This is a genomic window from Acinetobacter sp. GXMZU3951 (genome assembly GCF_054457875.1).
The window spans coordinates 426453-443006 of record NZ_JBTLFO010000001.1; the positions used below are offsets into that span (position 1 = coordinate 426453).

The 16554-nt window shown below is 42.9% G+C and carries 12 protein-coding genes; 3 read left to right on the forward strand and 9 right to left on the reverse strand.

What is annotated here, in order from left to right; all coding sequences use genetic code 11:
• Positions 1 to 50 precede the first annotated feature (50 nt).
• Complete coding sequence (htpX, locus tag ACX17N_RS01990; protein ID WP_458890903.1) at positions 51 to 956, forward strand: protease HtpX; 906 nt, start codon at positions 51 to 53, stop codon at positions 954 to 956.
• 62 nt (positions 957 to 1018) lie between these two features.
• On the opposite strand, the gene ACX17N_RS01995 is transcribed toward htpX, so the two are convergent.
• The 3 genes from ACX17N_RS01995 to ACX17N_RS02005 form a co-directional block, all read right to left on the reverse strand.
• A complete protein-coding gene (locus tag ACX17N_RS01995; protein WP_458890904.1) occupies positions 1019 to 1606 on the reverse strand; it encodes a DUF4112 domain-containing protein in 588 nt (195 codons plus the stop codon).
• Between the two features lie 69 nt (positions 1607 to 1675).
• Positions 1676 to 3022: a magnesium transporter gene (gene mgtE, locus ACX17N_RS02000; RefSeq protein WP_458890905.1), complete on the reverse strand. Its 1347-nt coding sequence runs from the start codon at positions 3020 to 3022 to the stop codon at positions 1676 to 1678.
• Between the two features lie 79 nt (positions 3023 to 3101).
• The gene (locus ACX17N_RS02005) at positions 3102 to 6203 is read right to left on the reverse strand and encodes a multidrug efflux RND transporter permease subunit (RefSeq protein ID WP_458890906.1); all 3102 of its coding nucleotides are present in this window, start codon (positions 6201 to 6203) and stop codon (positions 3102 to 3104) included.
• Positions 6204 to 6634: 431 nt separating this feature from the next.
• On the opposite strand from ACX17N_RS02005, the gene ACX17N_RS02010 reads away from it, so the two are divergent.
• The gene (locus ACX17N_RS02010) at positions 6635 to 7012 is read left to right on the forward strand and encodes a diacylglycerol kinase (RefSeq protein ID WP_458890907.1); all 378 of its coding nucleotides are present in this window, start codon (positions 6635 to 6637) and stop codon (positions 7010 to 7012) included.
• A gap of 4 nt (positions 7013 to 7016) precedes the next feature.
• On the opposite strand, the gene ACX17N_RS02015 is transcribed toward ACX17N_RS02010, so the two are convergent.
• The 5 genes from ACX17N_RS02015 to ACX17N_RS02035 form a co-directional block, all read right to left on the reverse strand.
• Positions 7017 to 8180 (reverse strand): helix-turn-helix transcriptional regulator, encoded by a 1164-nt coding sequence (locus ACX17N_RS02015; protein WP_458890908.1) that lies wholly within the window; start codon positions 8178 to 8180, stop codon positions 7017 to 7019.
• Between the two features lie 167 nt (positions 8181 to 8347).
• Positions 8348 to 9982 (reverse strand): chaperonin GroEL, encoded by a 1635-nt coding sequence (gene groL / locus ACX17N_RS02020; protein ID WP_458890909.1) that lies wholly within the window; start codon positions 9980 to 9982, stop codon positions 8348 to 8350.
• 60 nt (positions 9983 to 10042) lie between these two features.
• The gene (locus ACX17N_RS02025; protein WP_005176348.1) at positions 10043 to 10333 is read right to left on the reverse strand and encodes a co-chaperone GroES; all 291 of its coding nucleotides are present in this window, start codon (positions 10331 to 10333) and stop codon (positions 10043 to 10045) included.
• 197 nt (positions 10334 to 10530) lie between these two features.
• Complete coding sequence (locus ACX17N_RS02030) at positions 10531 to 11289, reverse strand: metallophosphoesterase family protein (protein ID WP_458890910.1); 759 nt, start codon at positions 11287 to 11289, stop codon at positions 10531 to 10533.
• Positions 11270 to 12202: a diacylglycerol/lipid kinase family protein gene (locus ACX17N_RS02035; RefSeq protein ID WP_458890911.1), complete on the reverse strand. Its 933-nt coding sequence runs from the start codon at positions 12200 to 12202 to the stop codon at positions 11270 to 11272. Before ACX17N_RS02035 ends, ACX17N_RS02030 begins: the two co-directional genes overlap by 20 nt.
• Positions 12203 to 12615: 413 nt before the next feature.
• Here ACX17N_RS02035 and ACX17N_RS02040 point away from each other — a divergent pair, with 413 nt between their 5' ends.
• Positions 12616 to 14460, forward strand: a complete 1845-nt coding sequence (locus ACX17N_RS02040; protein ID WP_458890912.1) for a phosphoenolpyruvate carboxykinase (GTP) — start codon at positions 12616 to 12618, stop codon at positions 14458 to 14460.
• A gap of 64 nt (positions 14461 to 14524) precedes the next feature.
• Here ACX17N_RS02040 and glpD read toward each other — a convergent pair whose 3' ends face one another.
• Complete coding sequence (gene glpD, locus ACX17N_RS02045) at positions 14525 to 16036, reverse strand: glycerol-3-phosphate dehydrogenase (RefSeq protein ID WP_458890913.1); 1512 nt, start codon at positions 16034 to 16036, stop codon at positions 14525 to 14527.
• Positions 16037 to 16554: the final 518 nt, after the last annotated feature.

Below are 16554 nucleotides of genomic sequence, written 5' to 3' on the forward strand. Positions count from 1 at the left end.
TTTATCAGTTATAAATCAGATCATATTTCTATTTTAAGAGGATTTTCTCAATGATGCGGATTGGTTTGTTCTTGCTAACCAACCTCGCGGTACTGGTTGTAGCTGGCATTATTTTGTCACTCTTCGGTGTCGGTAGTTACCATGGCGCGGGTGGCTTGAATCTAGGCAACCTTTTAGTCGTCTGTTTCGTGTTTGGTATGGTTGGCTCTTTAGTGTCTCTGTTCATGTCGAAATGGATGGCGAAAAAAACAACTGGCACTGAACTTATTGACCCTAATGCTCCACGTAGTCAAGCCGAAGCTTGGTTGCTACAAACAGTTGCGGAATTATCTCAACGTGCTGGTATTAAAATGCCAGAAGTGGGAATCTTCCCATCTTACCAATCGAATGCCTTTGCAACAGGTTGGAATAAAAATGATGCTTTAGTTGCCGTTTCAACAGGCTTATTAGAGCGCATGAATAAAGATGAATTACGTGCAGTACTGGCTCACGAAATTGGTCACGTTGCCAATGGTGACATGGTCACATTAGCCTTAATCCAAGGTGTCGTGAACGCTTTTGTGATGTTCTTCGCACGCGTGGTCGGTGACTTTATTGACCGTAATGTCTTTGGTCGCGAAGATGGTGAAGCACCAGGCCTAGCATACTTTGGTATTACCATTGTGCTAGATATCGTGTTCGGTATTTTGGCGTCTGCAATTGTAATGTGGTTCTCGCGCTACCGTGAATACCGCGCTGATGAAGCAGGTGCACGTTTAGCCGGTAAACAAGCCATGATTTCTGCCCTATTACGCTTACAAGCAGAATCAGAAATGCCAGACCAAATGCCAAAAGAAATGAAAGCATTTTCGATTGCAGAAGGTAAAGAACAAGGTTTTAGCTTAGCGGCTTTATTCCAGACTCACCCAAGCATTGAGCAACGTGTTGCAGCATTACAACAGTTAGACTGCGCATAATCCAGATTCTCATAAAAATAGCCTCCAACTAGGAGGCTATTTTTATGTCAGTACAAATGGATTTAACTCCAGCTCTGCCACCACGTCTGGAGCATCGTAAAACCATACCATGTCGCCATCATCAACAAAATTAGTACCAGCAACCCAATCAAATCTGGAATATGTAGCCAGAGCCAAGCAACAACAGGATGTCGCCATAAGGCTGATTGCTGCTGTTTCTGCTCGAGCTTCTCATGCAAAAATGGATGTACCACATGCCTGCTGTCACGAATTTGATATTCTTCCTGAATGTGTTCATGCACGATATCGAGGGCTTTACGACTCGGACGAATAAAAATATCAAACAGGGTTCCTGCAATCGGAATAAATCCCACCACGGCATCCATTACAGCCAGTTTATACACCACATTTAATTTATGCTGCGGTACACCAATCTGTTTGGCTTTATAGATGGCATAGCAGGTCAAGGCAAAACCTGCGGCATCCCCGACCACAGGAATGGTACCGAGTGCTGCATCAGCCCCGATACCTTGTTTGGTAAAGGGAATCCGAATGACAGAATCCATCATATTGGCGAACTTCGCCAGATCACGCTCTAAGCGAATGACCTCTTGCGCTGACTTTTTAGGAAGGTCTGGGGAATTAGGCATTTTTCTCGATATCAAGTTGATTTCTCTACAGCTTAGCGTATTTTGCCCTGCAACGTGCTATGCGCACCATTAGGACCATCCACTCAGCAATTGCGACGCGATAAATAAATACACCAGCACTCCAGTTGCATCACAGATTGAAGTCACCAAAGGCGCAGAGGCACTGGCAGGATCGAGGTTTAAACGGCGTAATAAAAATGGCAGACTCATGCCAATAAGAGACCCCAGCAAGACTATGCCTAACATACTGAGTGCCAGTACACAGGCAACCACAATATCTCCACGCAGGTATCCCAATACGGAAACGGCACAGGCCATGGTAGCCCCTAGGCAGAGCGCAACCAGACTCTCCCGCCCCAGTAACATGAACCAGTCTTTAAAATGGACATCTCCGGTTGCCATGGCGCGCACCATCAGAGTGGCCGATTGAGATCCTGCATTTCCACCACTGCCAACCAGTAACGGCAAAAAGAACACCAACACAATATGTTGGGCAATAATCTCTTCAAAATGTGCAATGCCGATTCCAGATAACAAGCTACCAAAAACCAGCAACACCAGCCAAAACACCCGTTTTTTGTACAGGGAAAAAATCGGTGCGGTTTTTAGACTGGTATGTGAAGTCGCTGCAACCGCACTGCCTTTTAGAAAGTCTTCGGTCATTTCTTGCTGTACCACATCCATCGCATCATCATAGGTCACAATGCCCAATAAATGCTGTTGCTGATCAACAATCGGTAAAGCCAGAAAATCATAATGACTTAACTTTGCCGCAATACTTTCTTGGTCTTCATCCACCTGACCGACAATAAGTCGAGTGGTCATGGTGTCCGCAATGGTTGCATTCGGTGCAGCCTGAATGATTTCCCGTAATGAAATAACCCCGACTAATTCATGAGTCGCATTGGTAATATAGATGAGATACAGTGTTTCACGATTCGCGGCAATTTGCCGAAGCTGCTCGATTGCCTGCTGCATGGTCAGTTCAGGGGCTAGACTGACATAATCCGTACTCATGATCGCACCCGCCGACTCTGCGGGATAAGTCAATAATTGCTGTAATTGCTGTTGTTGGTCTACCCCCAACTCACTCAACACTTGCGGTTGCAAGGTCTGAGGCAGCAGCTGAAACAGATCCGCACGATCATCAGAATGCATGCTACTAAGCAAATGCAGCAGAGCGTCTAGCGGCAGCGCTAAGGCCACGCGCAGTTGAGTCTCAACGGGCAAGAACTCAAACACATAGGCAGCGGATTGCAATTGCTGCACCAGCCTGCATTGCACAGCAAGGCTCTGTATTTGCAAAAACTCGGCAACATCCGCAGCATTGACTTGATTTAATTGGCTAATTAATGCAAACCACTGTTGTTGCTCCACGGCTTGCTGCAAGGCACTCAACGGATTTTCTTTCATCATTATTGTTCTGTATTCGAATTTAAAGAAACTTAGATGCGAGAGGCTTGCACTGTAGCTGCCCCCGCTCTATCACGGACTATTACATGGAATCGGTTGGCTTGGCTACAAATACGGAGTGAATCAATACGTACATAAAGGGAATAAAAATCAGCACCAACACCGTTCCAAAAATCACGCCTCCCAACACACTGCTGCCAATTTCCTGACGACTGGCTGCACCTGCACCCGTGGCAAACACCAAGGGAATAACCCCAGCACCAAAGGCCAATGAGGTCATTAGAATCGGGCGCAAGCGTAAACGCGCACCTTCAAGCGCTGCCTGTATAACCCCCAGTCCGCGTGTTTGCGCAATAGAAGCAAATTCAACGATTAAAATTGCATTTTTGCAGGACAGACCAATGGTGGTTAGCAAGGCAATCTGGAAATAAATATCATTTGGAAAACCGAATAGGGCACTAAATAGAATATTACCCCCCACCCCCAGTGGAATAGCGCTCATCACCGCAGTTGGAATAGACCAGCTTTCATATAACGCAGCCAAACATAAGAAAATAAAGCCAATAGAAATCAGGTATAACCAGAGTGCTTGATGACTCGATTTTTGCTCTTCAAATGACAAACCACTCCATGCCAAATCTATCTCAGGTTGTTGCTGAACCAACGCCTCAATATCCCGCATGGCAACACCAGAGCTGACATTTTTGGCAGTGTCGGCTTCCATCTCAATGGCTGTATAGCCCATAAAGCGTTTAACCACTTCAGGTGCACCGCTCCAATTTACCTGAGCAAAATTGGCAAAGGACACCATTTGATTGCTATCATTACGGACATACCACTGTTGTAGATCTTCAGGTTTGGAACGGAATTCCGCATCTCCCTGCATCACCACACGCTTCACCCGTCCACGGTCAATAAAGTCATTCACATAAGCCCCACCCCATGCTGTTGACAATGTACTGTTAATCGCAGCGGGGGAAAGCCCTAAGGCCATCGCTTGTTTTTGATCAATATTGACCTGTAAATTAGCTTTATCAGGATTTGCCTTATTATCTAGATTTGCAAAACTCTTTTGCTGTTCTGCCGCAGCTTGTAAAGTTTTCAATTGATCGGCTAAAAATGGTCGCCCTTGACCATTAATGTCTCTGATCCAAAATTCCAAGCCATCGGTTTGCCCCAAACCACTGACCGAAGCAGGCAGATTCACCATAATCTTGGCATTCGGGTTTTGACGAAAATGCTGCATGGCACGTTCACGAATGGCTTGTGCTGAATTGTGTTGCCCTGAACGTTCATCCCAATGTTTTAATGCAATAAAACCTTGACCCAAATTTTGTCCTGTACCTGAGTAATTACGTCCATAGCGCACCATCACCAAGTTGACGTTGGCTTGCTCTTGATTCAGAAAATATTGTCGGATTTCTTCCCCAACCTCACGGGTTTTAGCCAGTGGCGCACCGTTGATCAGTTCAAACTGTACACTCAGCATGCCTTGATCTTCGCTAGGAATAAAACTGGTCGGCAAGGCGCGATAAAATAAGGCAAACACCGCCATCAGCGCCACAAAAACAACTAAGCTGATACGTTTATAGTGCAAGGTAGTTTGTGCAAGTTGCAAATAGCGCCCTTTTAAATGCTCTAATTGTGCATTAAACCATGCGGCCCAACGCATCACATGCTGGCTTGGTTGTAAGATCAAAGCACACAATGCTGGTGTTAAAATTAAAGCAACCAACAAGGATAAGCCCATTGCCGCCACAAGTGTGATGGAAAACTGACGGTAAATGACCCCAGTCGATCCACCAAAAAAAGCCATAGGAATAAAGACCGCAGTCAACACCAAGGTAATCCCGATCAAGGCACCACTGATTTCATTCATCGAGGCGATTGCAGCCTGTTTGGCTGACAGTTGCTGTTCATGCATCAACCGCTCAACATTTTCCACCACCACAATGGCGTCATCCACCAACAAGCCAATCGCAAGTACCAGTGCAAATAAGGTGAGTGTATTGATACTCATCCCTAATACATAAAGTACAGCAAGCGTACCTAAAATCACCACCGGGACAGTAATGGTTGGAATTAAAGTGGCGCGCCAATTCTGCAAGAACAAGAACATCACCAAGACCACTAGAAGCACAGCTTCAAACAAGGTTTTAACAACTTCCTTAATCGACTCTTGTACAAATGGGGTGTTATCTCGTGGGTAAACAATTTGGTAACCCGCTGGTAGCTTGCTAGCAAGATGTTGTACTTCGGCTTTAATTAAGGCCGATGTCGCCAGTGCATTAGCCCCCGAAGATAATGAAATCCCCATACCCGCAGAAGGATAGCCATTGATGGTATTAAAAGACTGATAATTCTCAGCCCCCAGTTCAATCCGCGCGACGTCTTTTAAATAGACAAAACTGCCATCCCGATTGGATTTGACAATAATCTGCTCAAATTCAGGCACGGTTTTTAGGCGTGAGCCCGAAGTCACTTTGGCATTCAAATATTGCTGATCTAAGGTCGGTAAATCCCCAAGTCCTCCAGCAGCTACTTGCGTATTCTGGGCTTCAATAGCCGTCCGGATATCCGAAGGCATCAGACTAAATTGCTTCAGCTTACTGGGATTCAGCCAGATGCGCATGGCATATTGCGAACCAAACACATCAACTTCTCCCACTCCATCAATCCGCGCAATATCCTGTTCCAGATGGGTCATCATATAATCGGACAGTGCGATATTATCGCTACGCCCAGACGCATCAAACAGACCAATCACCATATGGGTATCGCCCAGTGACTTATAGACATTTACCCCTTGCCGCTGAACTTCCTCTGGTAATCGGCTCAGTACCCCATTAATGGCATTTTGCACCTGTACCTGAGCCGTATCAGGATCTGTGCCGTTTTCAAAGCTGATGCTAATTCGGCTACGCCCTGAAGAATCACTGCTGGAACTAAAATATAAAAGATGATCAATACCTTTGATTTGTTGTTCTAAAATTTGTGTAACACTTTCCTCAACCGATTCTGCAGATGCCCCGGTATAACTGGCGCTCACCGTAATTCGGGGAGGTGCAATGTCTGGATAACGCTCCACAGGCAAATTCAGCACTGCAAATAGCCCCAACGCCATCACGATGATTGCAAGAACACCCGCGAAAATGGGACGTTGTATAAAAAACTTAGACAACATAGGTCTGCGCCACTTAAAAATGAGAAGAAAAACAGAAGTTGCGAAAAATTAGCAAATTTGTGTTGATATTCAATGACTCAACTTTAAATTACAATCATTATTAACATAGTTATAGATGTATTACTCAATTATGTAGAAATTGTGAAGAAGTGGCTGAAGTATCAATTTTGCACAAGATAGATCAATCTATTGAATGGATGGCTTGTGAGTGCCGAGTCACGACTAGAGCACCTGATACGGGGGAACAATCACAAGCAGACAGCCAATCACCGACAAGCTATACTTGATTAAATTTAAGAACTTTCCGCCGATTTCATGCACATTAAATAATGCTAGACTACAACAATGATATCAGCTGACTTTGGGCTTTTAAGCCCGTTTTAATTTCGGACTGTTAACCTTTCAATGATTCCTAATCTATACAAAGCATCATGAGCGAATATTCTCCCCTCAAAGGCAAAACTGGCGTTAAACGTATTTTAAGCGCAACGGGTTATTCAATTGCTGGTTTTAAAGCGGCATTTCAACATGAGGCCGCTTTTCGACAAATTATTTACATTAATATCGTGCTGATTCCCATCACATTTTTTCTTGATATTAGTCGTAGTGAGCATGCCATTCTGATCGCTGTCTGTCTTTTAGCAATTATTGTCGAGCTATTTAACTCGGCCTTGGAAGCAATTGTCGACCGTGTGTCTTTAGAACGTCACCCCTTATCAAAAAATGCCAAAGATATGGGCAGTGCCGCACAATTTGTTGCCTTAAGTATCATTGCCATCACTTGGGCACTGATTTTATTGGGCAAATAGTAAGTTAAGGAATATGCTCAAACTCATGTGTCAAACTTGCCAATAAGCGAAATAACTCAACTTGAGAGTTGCAATGGGTTTTGGCAAATATATATTTCATATATGTTCGTACCGAACTCAAAGTCAGTGAGCATTCCTGTGCAATGGCTTCTAGATTATAACCATTCAAAAATAGCTCGCAAATTCGGATTTCACGGTTGGACAGTTGATAATTCTGCTTCAAGAATGCATGTGCCAATTGATAACTTTTTTCGGGTTCAGTCAGAAAAATAGCAACTTTTTGTTCAATCAATTGATCATAGGGCATGTGTTGCCAAACACTGGCAAATGGCACCACACTCATCATCAGCGACTGTTTGGCTGGGTTAATCGGCAGGGCGAGCACGCCACCTGCGTAATCGTCAAGATGCTCTGCTTCAGCATGCTGAAATAAAGCACTTTGGATATATTGTTCAAGTTGTGCTTGATAAGCTGCTGGAACCTTGAGCCGATTCCGTTGGTCTAAGCTTATAGCTGTATACTGTTCTAAAATATTTTGTGCTTTGGCATTGGAATAAATCAAGCTGGCGTTGGCATCCAGTAAAATTACTCCCGTTTTGAGCGCATCGAATAGCTTATATAAATCAAAGTTTTCTTGCTGGATTAAACTGAACTGACGATGTATTTGTAACGCTCGGCGCAAATGCTTGGCCAATCGCTTTAATAGTTCAGTTTCATGCGGTTGATAGGTCGGTGCGCTATGCGCGCGATGAATGCCGAGGACTGCCCAGCGATATGCGCCTGTTTCTAACAAAATCCCTTGTGCAGAACCAATGCCTGAAGGCGCAACACATTTTTCATAAAAGATATATTCATCCTGTCCCTGACAATTGGCATAAGTGCTCCAATCTAGAACAATTGGTTCACCCAAGCCTTGCTGCTTTAAAAGCGGCGCATGCAAATGCATATCAATCACTTGAATTTTTTCATCATGATAAGCCGCCAATATTGCGGTAGAAATATTATGGCTGAAGGTAAAATTGAACTTGGGATTAAGCTGATCAATTGCAGTAAAAATAGCACTTTGACTGCCTGTATATTCAACTAGGCGAATCAAAACCTGCTGCCAAAGTTCAGGATTCATGGTCGCTTCATAAATCATTTCGACCATTTCATGTTCTTGCTCCATTCCCCTCTCCAATCAAGCAAACGTCCTTATTCTAGGTTTATAATCTAATGTTTTATTTGACTTTATTATTAGCATATCTGCTTATGCAGATTTAATTATACGCATAAAACAAAAAAATCCCCACAAAATGTGGGGATTTTTTTAGATTGGTGAATCTGAGGGGATGATTACATCATACCGCCCATACCACCCATGCCGCCCATATCAGGCATAGCAGGTTTATCTTCTGGAATTTCAGTGATCATGCACTCTGTAGTTAGCATTAAACCAGCAACAGAAGCAGCATGCTCAAGAGCAGAACGGGTTACTTTTGCAGGGTCAAGAATACCCATTTCTAACATGTCGCCATACTGAGAAGTTGCAGCGTTATAACCGAAGTTACCTTCACCGTTTTTCACAGCATTGATCACAACTGATGGCTCATCACCCGCATTGGCAACGATTTGACGAAGTGGCGCTTCGATTGCACGACGTAAAATGTTAACACCAACATTTTGGTCGTCATTTGCACCAGTTACACCGTCAAGTGCTTTCGCTGCACGTACTAGCGCAACACCACCACCTGCAACAACACCTTCTTCAACCGCAGCACGCGTTGCATGAAGAGCATCGTCAACACGGTCTTTCTTCTCTTTCATTTCAACTTCAGTTGCTGCACCAATTTTAATGACTGCAACACCGCCAGCTAATTTAGCAACACGTTCTTGAAGTTTTTCTTTGTCGTATTCAGACGTAGATTCTTCAATTTGAGCACGGATTTGTTGAACACGATCAGCAATTTGAGCTGCATCGCCAGCACCATCCACAATCACGGTATTTTCTTTAGATACAGTAATTTTGTGTGCCGTACCTAAATCTTGAAGAGACGCTTGCTCTAAAGACATACCCACTTCTTCAGAGATTACAGTCGCGCCAGTCAAGATCGCGATATCTTGCAACATTGCTTTACGACGATCACCAAAGCCAGGCGCTTTCACTGCACATACTTTAATAATGCCGCGCATGTTGTTCACGACAAGTGTCGCTAATGCTTCACCTTCAACATCTTCAGCGATGATTAACAGTGGCTTACCTGTTTTAGCAACCGCTTCTAATACCGTAATCAATTCACGGATGTTGCTGATTTTTTTATCCACAAGCAAGATGAACGGATTTTCTAATTCAGCCGTTAAGGTATCTTGTTTGTTAGCAAAGTATGGAGAGATATAACCACGGTCAAACTGCATACCTTCTACAACGTCAAGCGCGTCTTCAAAGCCTGAACCTTCTTCTACAGTAATTACGCCTTCTTTACCTACGCGTTCCATTGCTTGAGCAATGAGTTTACCTACTGTTTCGTCAGAGTTTGCAGAGATTGAACCCACTTGTTCAATCGCTTTAGTGTCAGACGCAGGCTTAGCTGTAGCTTTAATTTCAGCAACCAATGCTTTAACGGCAAGGTCAATACCACGTTTCAAGTCCATTGGGTTCATGCCCGCAGTAACAGACTTGATGCCTTCATTTAAAATTGCTTGAGCAAGTACAGTTGCAGTCGTTGTACCGTCACCTGCGATGTCATTGGTTTTAGAAGATACTTCACGAACCAATTGAGCACCCATGTTCTCAAATTTGTCTTTAAGAGAAATTTCTTTCGCAACAGTCACACCATCTTTAGTGATGTGTGGCGCACCGAAAGAACGGTCGATCACAACGTTACGGCCTTTAGGACCTAAAGTTACTTTTACAGCATCTGCAAGAACGTTAACGCCTGCAATCATTTTAGAACGTGCTGAATCACCAAATTTTACGTCTTTTGCTGACATTTATAGACTCCGAATATTTTTAAGCTTTACTAATCTGATATTGAACGAGTAAGGACAGAATTAGCCTTCTAATACAGCTAAAATGTCAGACTCCTTCATGATAAGAAGTTCTTCACCATTAACTTTTACAGTTGTACCTGCATAAGTACCGAACAATACTTTATCGCCTACTTTTACATCTAAAGCGCGAACACCGTTGTCCGTGATTTGACCATTACCTACAGCAATAATTTCACCTTGTGCTGGTTTTTCAGCTGCAGAACCTGGCAATAAAATACCGCCAGCCGTTTTCGTTTCTTCTTCAACACGACGAATAACTACGCGGTCATGTAATGGACGAATGTTGCTCATAAATAACTCCATCAGACTAAGTCTATTTTAAGATGACTGATGACGACTTATTTATTCCGTTGGTCATCATCAAAATGAATTTGGATGACACTTTTGTGGGGATGGAAAATAACGCTTCAAGGGCAAATTTTAAAAAAAATCATCTTTTTTGTATTTTTTTTACCCAATATGAATAATTCGCTGCTTTAATCGACAATTTAAAGCATTTCAAACTGGGCAAGATGTCGATTGAATTGAAAATGCCGCACATTTGCCTGTGCATCAATCATATTAAAGCTATTGCTTGCGGCATGATGTAAACGATAGGAGGTTGCTGTTCCTGCATGAATATCCAGCACAGGATGCGCAACACCCAATTGATACAAATCATTTAAGTCATACACCGCAGGCTGATGTAAATGTCCATGCAATAAGGCGTTTAAACCACTCTGGCTCCAGACTTCCAAAGCCATGCGTCCTAATACAGGGCAATCCTTAATACCATGCAGATCATCTGGATCCGCATAGAAAGGCTGATGTGCCGCAATCACTTTGAGTTTGTGCGCAGGAGCCTGCTTTAAAATTTGATCAATCTGCTGAATTTGTTCCAAAGAAATATGACCGCGAGTATGGTAACGACGACGGATGCTATTCACACCAATCAGATAAAAATGCTCGGTTTCTAAGGTCATTTCCATTTGCCCAAAGAACAATTGATAGCGGCTAAATGGATTAAAAATTCGGTTCCATACGTGATATAGCGGGATATCGTGATTGCCTGGCACCACCAAATAAGGACAATTCAAACTATCCAAAAACTGCTTGCAGTGGAAAAACTCAAAATAACGCGCGCGTTGGGTTAAATCTCCACTCACCACCACCGCTTCAGGCTGCTGTTGTTGGCAAAACTCTTGAATTGCAACTAAGCATTCTGGGCGTTCGGTGCCAAAATGCAAATCAGACAGATGCAGGATCATTCGGCACCAACATCTTAATCGCATTTTTTTGCACCGAAATATGCAACGGAGGTTGCATTTCGACAATTTCACCATCAATTGCCACGGTTAGTTTTCCGCGTTTGGAATAGACTTTGACGTCGTCTGCCGCAAAGCTATAAACATCCGGTGCTTTATCAAGCTGACCACGAATCAGTTGCAGTAACATACGAAATAGCGTCAATTTATCACTTTTGGCCACAATCACGCCGGCAACCTGCCCTTGCTCTGCACATTTTGCAATGCGCAATTTCATTTCTTTAAGCTGTAATTGATTGTTGCCAAAAAAAATTAACGGGGTTTTAACAGGATAAATTTTACCATCTACCTCAATTTCCAGCTTGAGCTCCTTCCGATCTCGAATCAGGACATCTAGACCCGAAGTATAAGCATGTAAAGGAAAACGTCCGAATTTCGCATTATATTTTTCACGGCGTTGAATAAATAATGGATACAAGCCCAAGCTGGCATTATTTAAATAAATTTGATCGTTAATTTTCGCCACATGAATGGGACGTAACTGCCCTGTGGCAATAACAGTTGCTGCCTGCATAATATCTAAAGGAATATTCAGCACCCGCGCCACATAGTTAAAGGTACCTAAGGGTAAAATTCCCAACGGAATGTCTTGACCTAACAGCGCATTGGCCACGGCATTTAAAGTGCCATCCCCCCCTGCAGCCACAATAACCCCAAGCTCGGTGCTTGCGCGATGACGCAACATAATCGACTGCATCAAGGCGGGAAAATCATCTTTTTCCCCCAGTTCAAATGCCTGAATTTCAAAACCATGATCGGAAAAATACGTCAGCAGTTCTTCATACACGGCTTCTTTATTACTGGCATGAAAACCAGAGCGTGCATTGTAAATAATGGAAAGTGGTTTTAAAGTCATGCTGGTCGTTCACTTCAATGAAGTATTTGCTCTAATTTTGTCCAATTTATCAACAATTAACAATGCCTTTATGCAAAATTCAAATTACCACCATTTATTTAATCAATAATAATTCCCACAAAAAACAACATCATAAGTTATTGTAAATAAAGGATATAACTAAAATAAATGACACTCATAAACAAAATAAATAAAAGCAAACTCATCAAAATAAAAACACAAACTATTGTTTTTAAAAATAAAAAATAAAGTCCAATACAAATTTCCAATATCTACAAGCACATAGGGGTGTCTTATTTTTTTCATCGTTTTGTGCTTTAATACTGCCACTTTTTTTTACTTTCATCTAGGTAACCTGATTACTTAGATTGTACTTTGTGCAAAATTTGTACACTTTTAAGATAGGCCTCACCATGACCCAAGTGAACGCACCAGAATTCGTTCGTCACCCTAAGCTTATTGCATGGGTTGAAGAAATTGCGAAATTAACCAAACCAGCAAAGATTGAATGGTGTGACGGTAGCGAAGAAGAATATCAACGTCTTATCGACTTGATGATCGCTAACGGCACTATGCAAGCTTTAAACCAAGAAAAACACCCTGGTTCTTATCTTGCAAATTCTGACCCTTCTGACGTTGCTCGTGTTGAAGGTCGTACATATATCTGTTCTGAAAAAGAAGAAGATGCTGGTGCGACAAACAACTGGGAAGCTCCTGCAGAAATGCGCGCTCGTTTAAATGGTTTATTTGACGGTGCTATGCAAGGTCGTACAATGTACGTTGTTCCTTTCTCTATGGGTCCTTTGGGCAGCCACATTGCACACATCGGTATTGAATTAACAGACTCTCCTTACGTTGCAGTAAGCATGTCTAAAATGGCACGTATGGGTAAAGCCGTTTATGACGTTCTTGGTACGGATGGTGAATACATCCCTTGCGTACACACTGTTGGTGCTCCGCTTGCAGAAGGTCAAAAAGACGTTGCATGGCCATGCAACCCTGAAAAATACATCGTACATTATCCAGAAACTCGTGAAATTTGGTCATATGGTTCTGGCTACGGCGGCAACGCATTATTGGGTAAAAAATGCTTAGCACTCCGTATTGCATCTGCAATGGGCCGTGAACAAGGTTGGTTAGCTGAACACATGCTGATCCTTGGTGTAACGAATCCTCAAGGTGAAAAACACTACATCGCAGCGGCATTCCCATCTGCTTGTGGTAAAACCAACTTTGCAATGCTCATTCCACCAGCAGGCTACGAAGGCTGGAAAATTGAAACTGTAGGTGACGATATTGCTTGGATTAAACCAGGTGAAGATGGTCGCTTATATGCAATTAACCCTGAAGCTGGTTTCTTCGGTGTTGCTCCTGGTACCAATACCAAAACTAACCCGAACTGTATGGCAACGCTGCATAAAGACGTGATCTACACCAACGTTGCAGTCACAGATAATGGCGAAGTTTGGTGGGAAGGTCTTTCTAAAGAAGCGCCTGCAAACCTGACTAACTGGAAAGGTCAACCACATACTGGTGCTGAAAAAGCGGCTCATCCAAATGCGCGCTTCACAGTTGCTGCGGGTCAATGTCCTTCGATTGACGCTGACTGGGAAAATCCAGCAGGTGTTCCAATTTCAGCATTCATCTTCGGTGGTCGTCGTGCAGACACTGTGCCTTTAATCTCAGAAGCATTTGACTGGGTTGATGGCGTGTACAAAGCGGCAACTATGGGTTCTGAAACAACTGCTGCTGCTGTTGGTCAACAAGGTATCGTTCGTCGTGACCCATTTGCGATGCTTCCGTTTGCTGGCTACAACATGGCAGACTACTTCTCTCACTGGTTAGAGCTTGGTGAAGAAGTTGAAGCAAAAGCAAAAGCTGCAGGCAACAAACTTCCTGGCATCTACAATGTAAACTGGTTCCGTCGTGATGCTGAAGGCAACTTCGTATGGCCTGGTTTCGGTCAAAACATGCGTGTGCTTGAGTGGATCATTGATCGTTGTGAAGGTCGTGCAAGTGCGGTTGAAACACCAATTGGCTTAGTCCCAACTTACGAACAGTTAAACTGGACTGGTTCAGACTTTACCAAAGAACAGTTTGATCTTGTAACTTCTCAAGATAAAGATCAATGGATCAAAGAAATTGAAAGCCACACTGAATTGTTTAATCAATTAGGTGATCGCTTACCAGCAGCACTTAAAGCTCGTCAAAATGAACTTTTAGCTGCGGTTAAAGCAGCTGTTAAGCAATCTGCTTAAGTCATAAAAATTAAAAAAAGGTCGCATATGCGACCTTTTTTAATTTCATCATTTCCATTTTCAACTACGCTGCCTTTTCCTGCGCGCGTCGCTTATGTAATTCCACTAAATATTTATCCAATTGAGCGATCTGATCTTGGTCGAATTTCAAATACAGCTTGGTGCGTCGTTTTAAAATATCCTCACTGCTCATCGCCCATTCATGTGCGACCAAATAATCCACTTCCTGCCGATAAAGATCACAACCAAAATTTTGCCCTAAAGCGAACAAACTTGTGCATCCGGCCAACATATTCCAAGTACGAGAACCATAAGTGTGTACCCAGCGTTCTGCCAGTGACTCAGGCAGTTCCGCAACAGCGTGTTGTAGTTCATGCTTTAAAGCTTCTGCATCAAAAAAGTTTTCAGCGCCCGGCAATAATGCTTTTGCAGTCCAATCTGGCTTCAACTTATGGAAGAATGGCTTAAGTTGATGCATGGCAGACTCAGCCAATTTACGATAAGTCGTCAATTTTCCGCCATATACAGAAAGCAAGGGAGCCTGTTGTTGCCGCGACAATACCAAAGTGTAATCTCGGGTCATGGCCGATGGGTTATCTGACTCATCATCACATAATGGTCGTACACCCGAGTAAGTACTCACAATATCCGCTCGACTCAGCTGCTGCTTAAAGTGCAGATTCATGACATGCAACAAATAATCAATTTCACTGTCCGTAATTTCAACTTGATCAGGATTGCCCATATACCGCTGATCAGTTGTACCAATTAGGGTGTACTGATCTAAATAAGGGATAGCAAAAACGATGCGTTGATCATCATTTTGTAGAATAAAGGCTTTTTCCCCCGCATAGATCTTCGGCACAATAATATGACTGCCCTGAATCAAACGAATGTTATAAGCAGCTTTTTGCTTCAAATTCTGTTGAATAAACTGTGTCACCCATGGGCCAGCCGCATTCACCAGCACTTTGGCACGAACCGTATAAGTGCTTTGCTTATTTTGTAGTTGTACCATCCATCCCTGATCATCTACCTCTGCCCCCAAACAACGCGTATGGGTTTGTATTGTTGCACCATGTTCATGTGCCTGCATAATATTGGCAATCACCAAACGTGCATCATCAACAGCACAATCTGAATATTCAAAACCTTTAACAATTTCAGGTTTAAACACGCTGCTAGCTGTATCAAAATCCACAACTGCAGACGCAGCCAGTTTTTCTCGCTTACCTAGATGATCATAAAAGAATAAGCCAGTACGAATAAGCCACGCAGGACGTAAATGCGGACGGTGCGGCATAATAAAGCGCATGGCACGAATTAAATGCGGGGCTTTTGCCATCAGGACTTCACGTTCGGCCAAAGCCTCTCGCACTAAACGAAATTCTTTATGTTCCAAATAGCGCAAACCACCATGAATTAATTTGCTACTTGCTGAAGATGTGTGGCTAGCCAAATCATCTTTTTCACATAATAAAACTGATAATCCCCGACCCGCAGCATCTGCTGCAATGCCCGCCCCATTGATACCGCCACCAATGACTACAAGGTCATACATATGATGTTGATCCATGTTCAGGCTCCTCTTTTATGTGCTTTCAAGCAACTTTTATTGTGTTTTTAAATTCTTTCTTAAATCCTAGCAGAAAACATCCAGCATGATGGGAATATTGTCTAACCAGTTGTCAAACACTTACACCAAACCCCATCCGCATTTGATCAACCAATCACGTGACTGGTCACAACATTCCTTGCTGCAAACCATTACTTGATTGATGAATTTTCACTATAATTCCCCCCCATCTCTAATCTAGCGAGAGATAAAGCTCCCTTGTTCAAACCTAGATTTTTTTATTTTTTCTTAATATACAATAATTTAAAAAATCAGACTTACCACAGCTTTCAAATTTTTCCGTTCCAACGCTCTCCCCTTCAAACGAAGCCAATACTATGGTGCTTAGAACGCAGGTTAAATCAAATAAAGACCGTTCAGCAGACCATCTTATGGAAAGCAGCAGCGTTTTGTATGTAGTCCATCGTTATTTCAATTGGCTTATGGCATACTGTGCCCAAGAATAAAATACGGACTTT

Coding starts and splice junctions, on each gene's coding strand:
- htpX (WP_458890903.1), top strand. CDS start 51: ATGATGCGGATTGGTTTGTTCTTGCTAACCAACCTCGCGGTACTGGTT.
- ACX17N_RS01995 (WP_458890904.1), bottom strand. CDS start 1,606: ATGCCTAATTCCCCAGACCTTCCTAAAAAGTCAGCGCAAGAGGTCATT.
- mgtE (WP_458890905.1), bottom strand. CDS start 3,022: ATGATGAAAGAAAATCCGTTGAGTGCCTTGCAGCAAGCCGTGGAGCAA.
- ACX17N_RS02005 (WP_458890906.1), bottom strand. CDS start 6,203: ATGTTGTCTAAGTTTTTTATACAACGTCCCATTTTCGCGGGTGTTCTT.
- ACX17N_RS02010 (WP_458890907.1), top strand. CDS start 6,635: ATGAGCGAATATTCTCCCCTCAAAGGCAAAACTGGCGTTAAACGTATT.
- ACX17N_RS02015 (WP_458890908.1), bottom strand. CDS start 8,180: ATGGAGCAAGAACATGAAATGGTCGAAATGATTTATGAAGCGACCATG.
- groL (WP_458890909.1), bottom strand. CDS start 9,982: ATGTCAGCAAAAGACGTAAAATTTGGTGATTCAGCACGTTCTAAAATG.
- ACX17N_RS02025 (WP_005176348.1), bottom strand. CDS start 10,333: ATGAGCAACATTCGTCCATTACATGACCGCGTAGTTATTCGTCGTGTT.
- ACX17N_RS02030 (WP_458890910.1), bottom strand. CDS start 11,289: ATGATCCTGCATCTGTCTGATTTGCATTTTGGCACCGAACGCCCAGAA.
- ACX17N_RS02035 (WP_458890911.1), bottom strand. CDS start 12,202: ATGACTTTAAAACCACTTTCCATTATTTACAATGCACGCTCTGGTTTT.
- ACX17N_RS02040 (WP_458890912.1), top strand. CDS start 12,616: ATGACCCAAGTGAACGCACCAGAATTCGTTCGTCACCCTAAGCTTATT.
- glpD (WP_458890913.1), bottom strand. CDS start 16,036: ATGGATCAACATCATATGTATGACCTTGTAGTCATTGGTGGCGGTATC.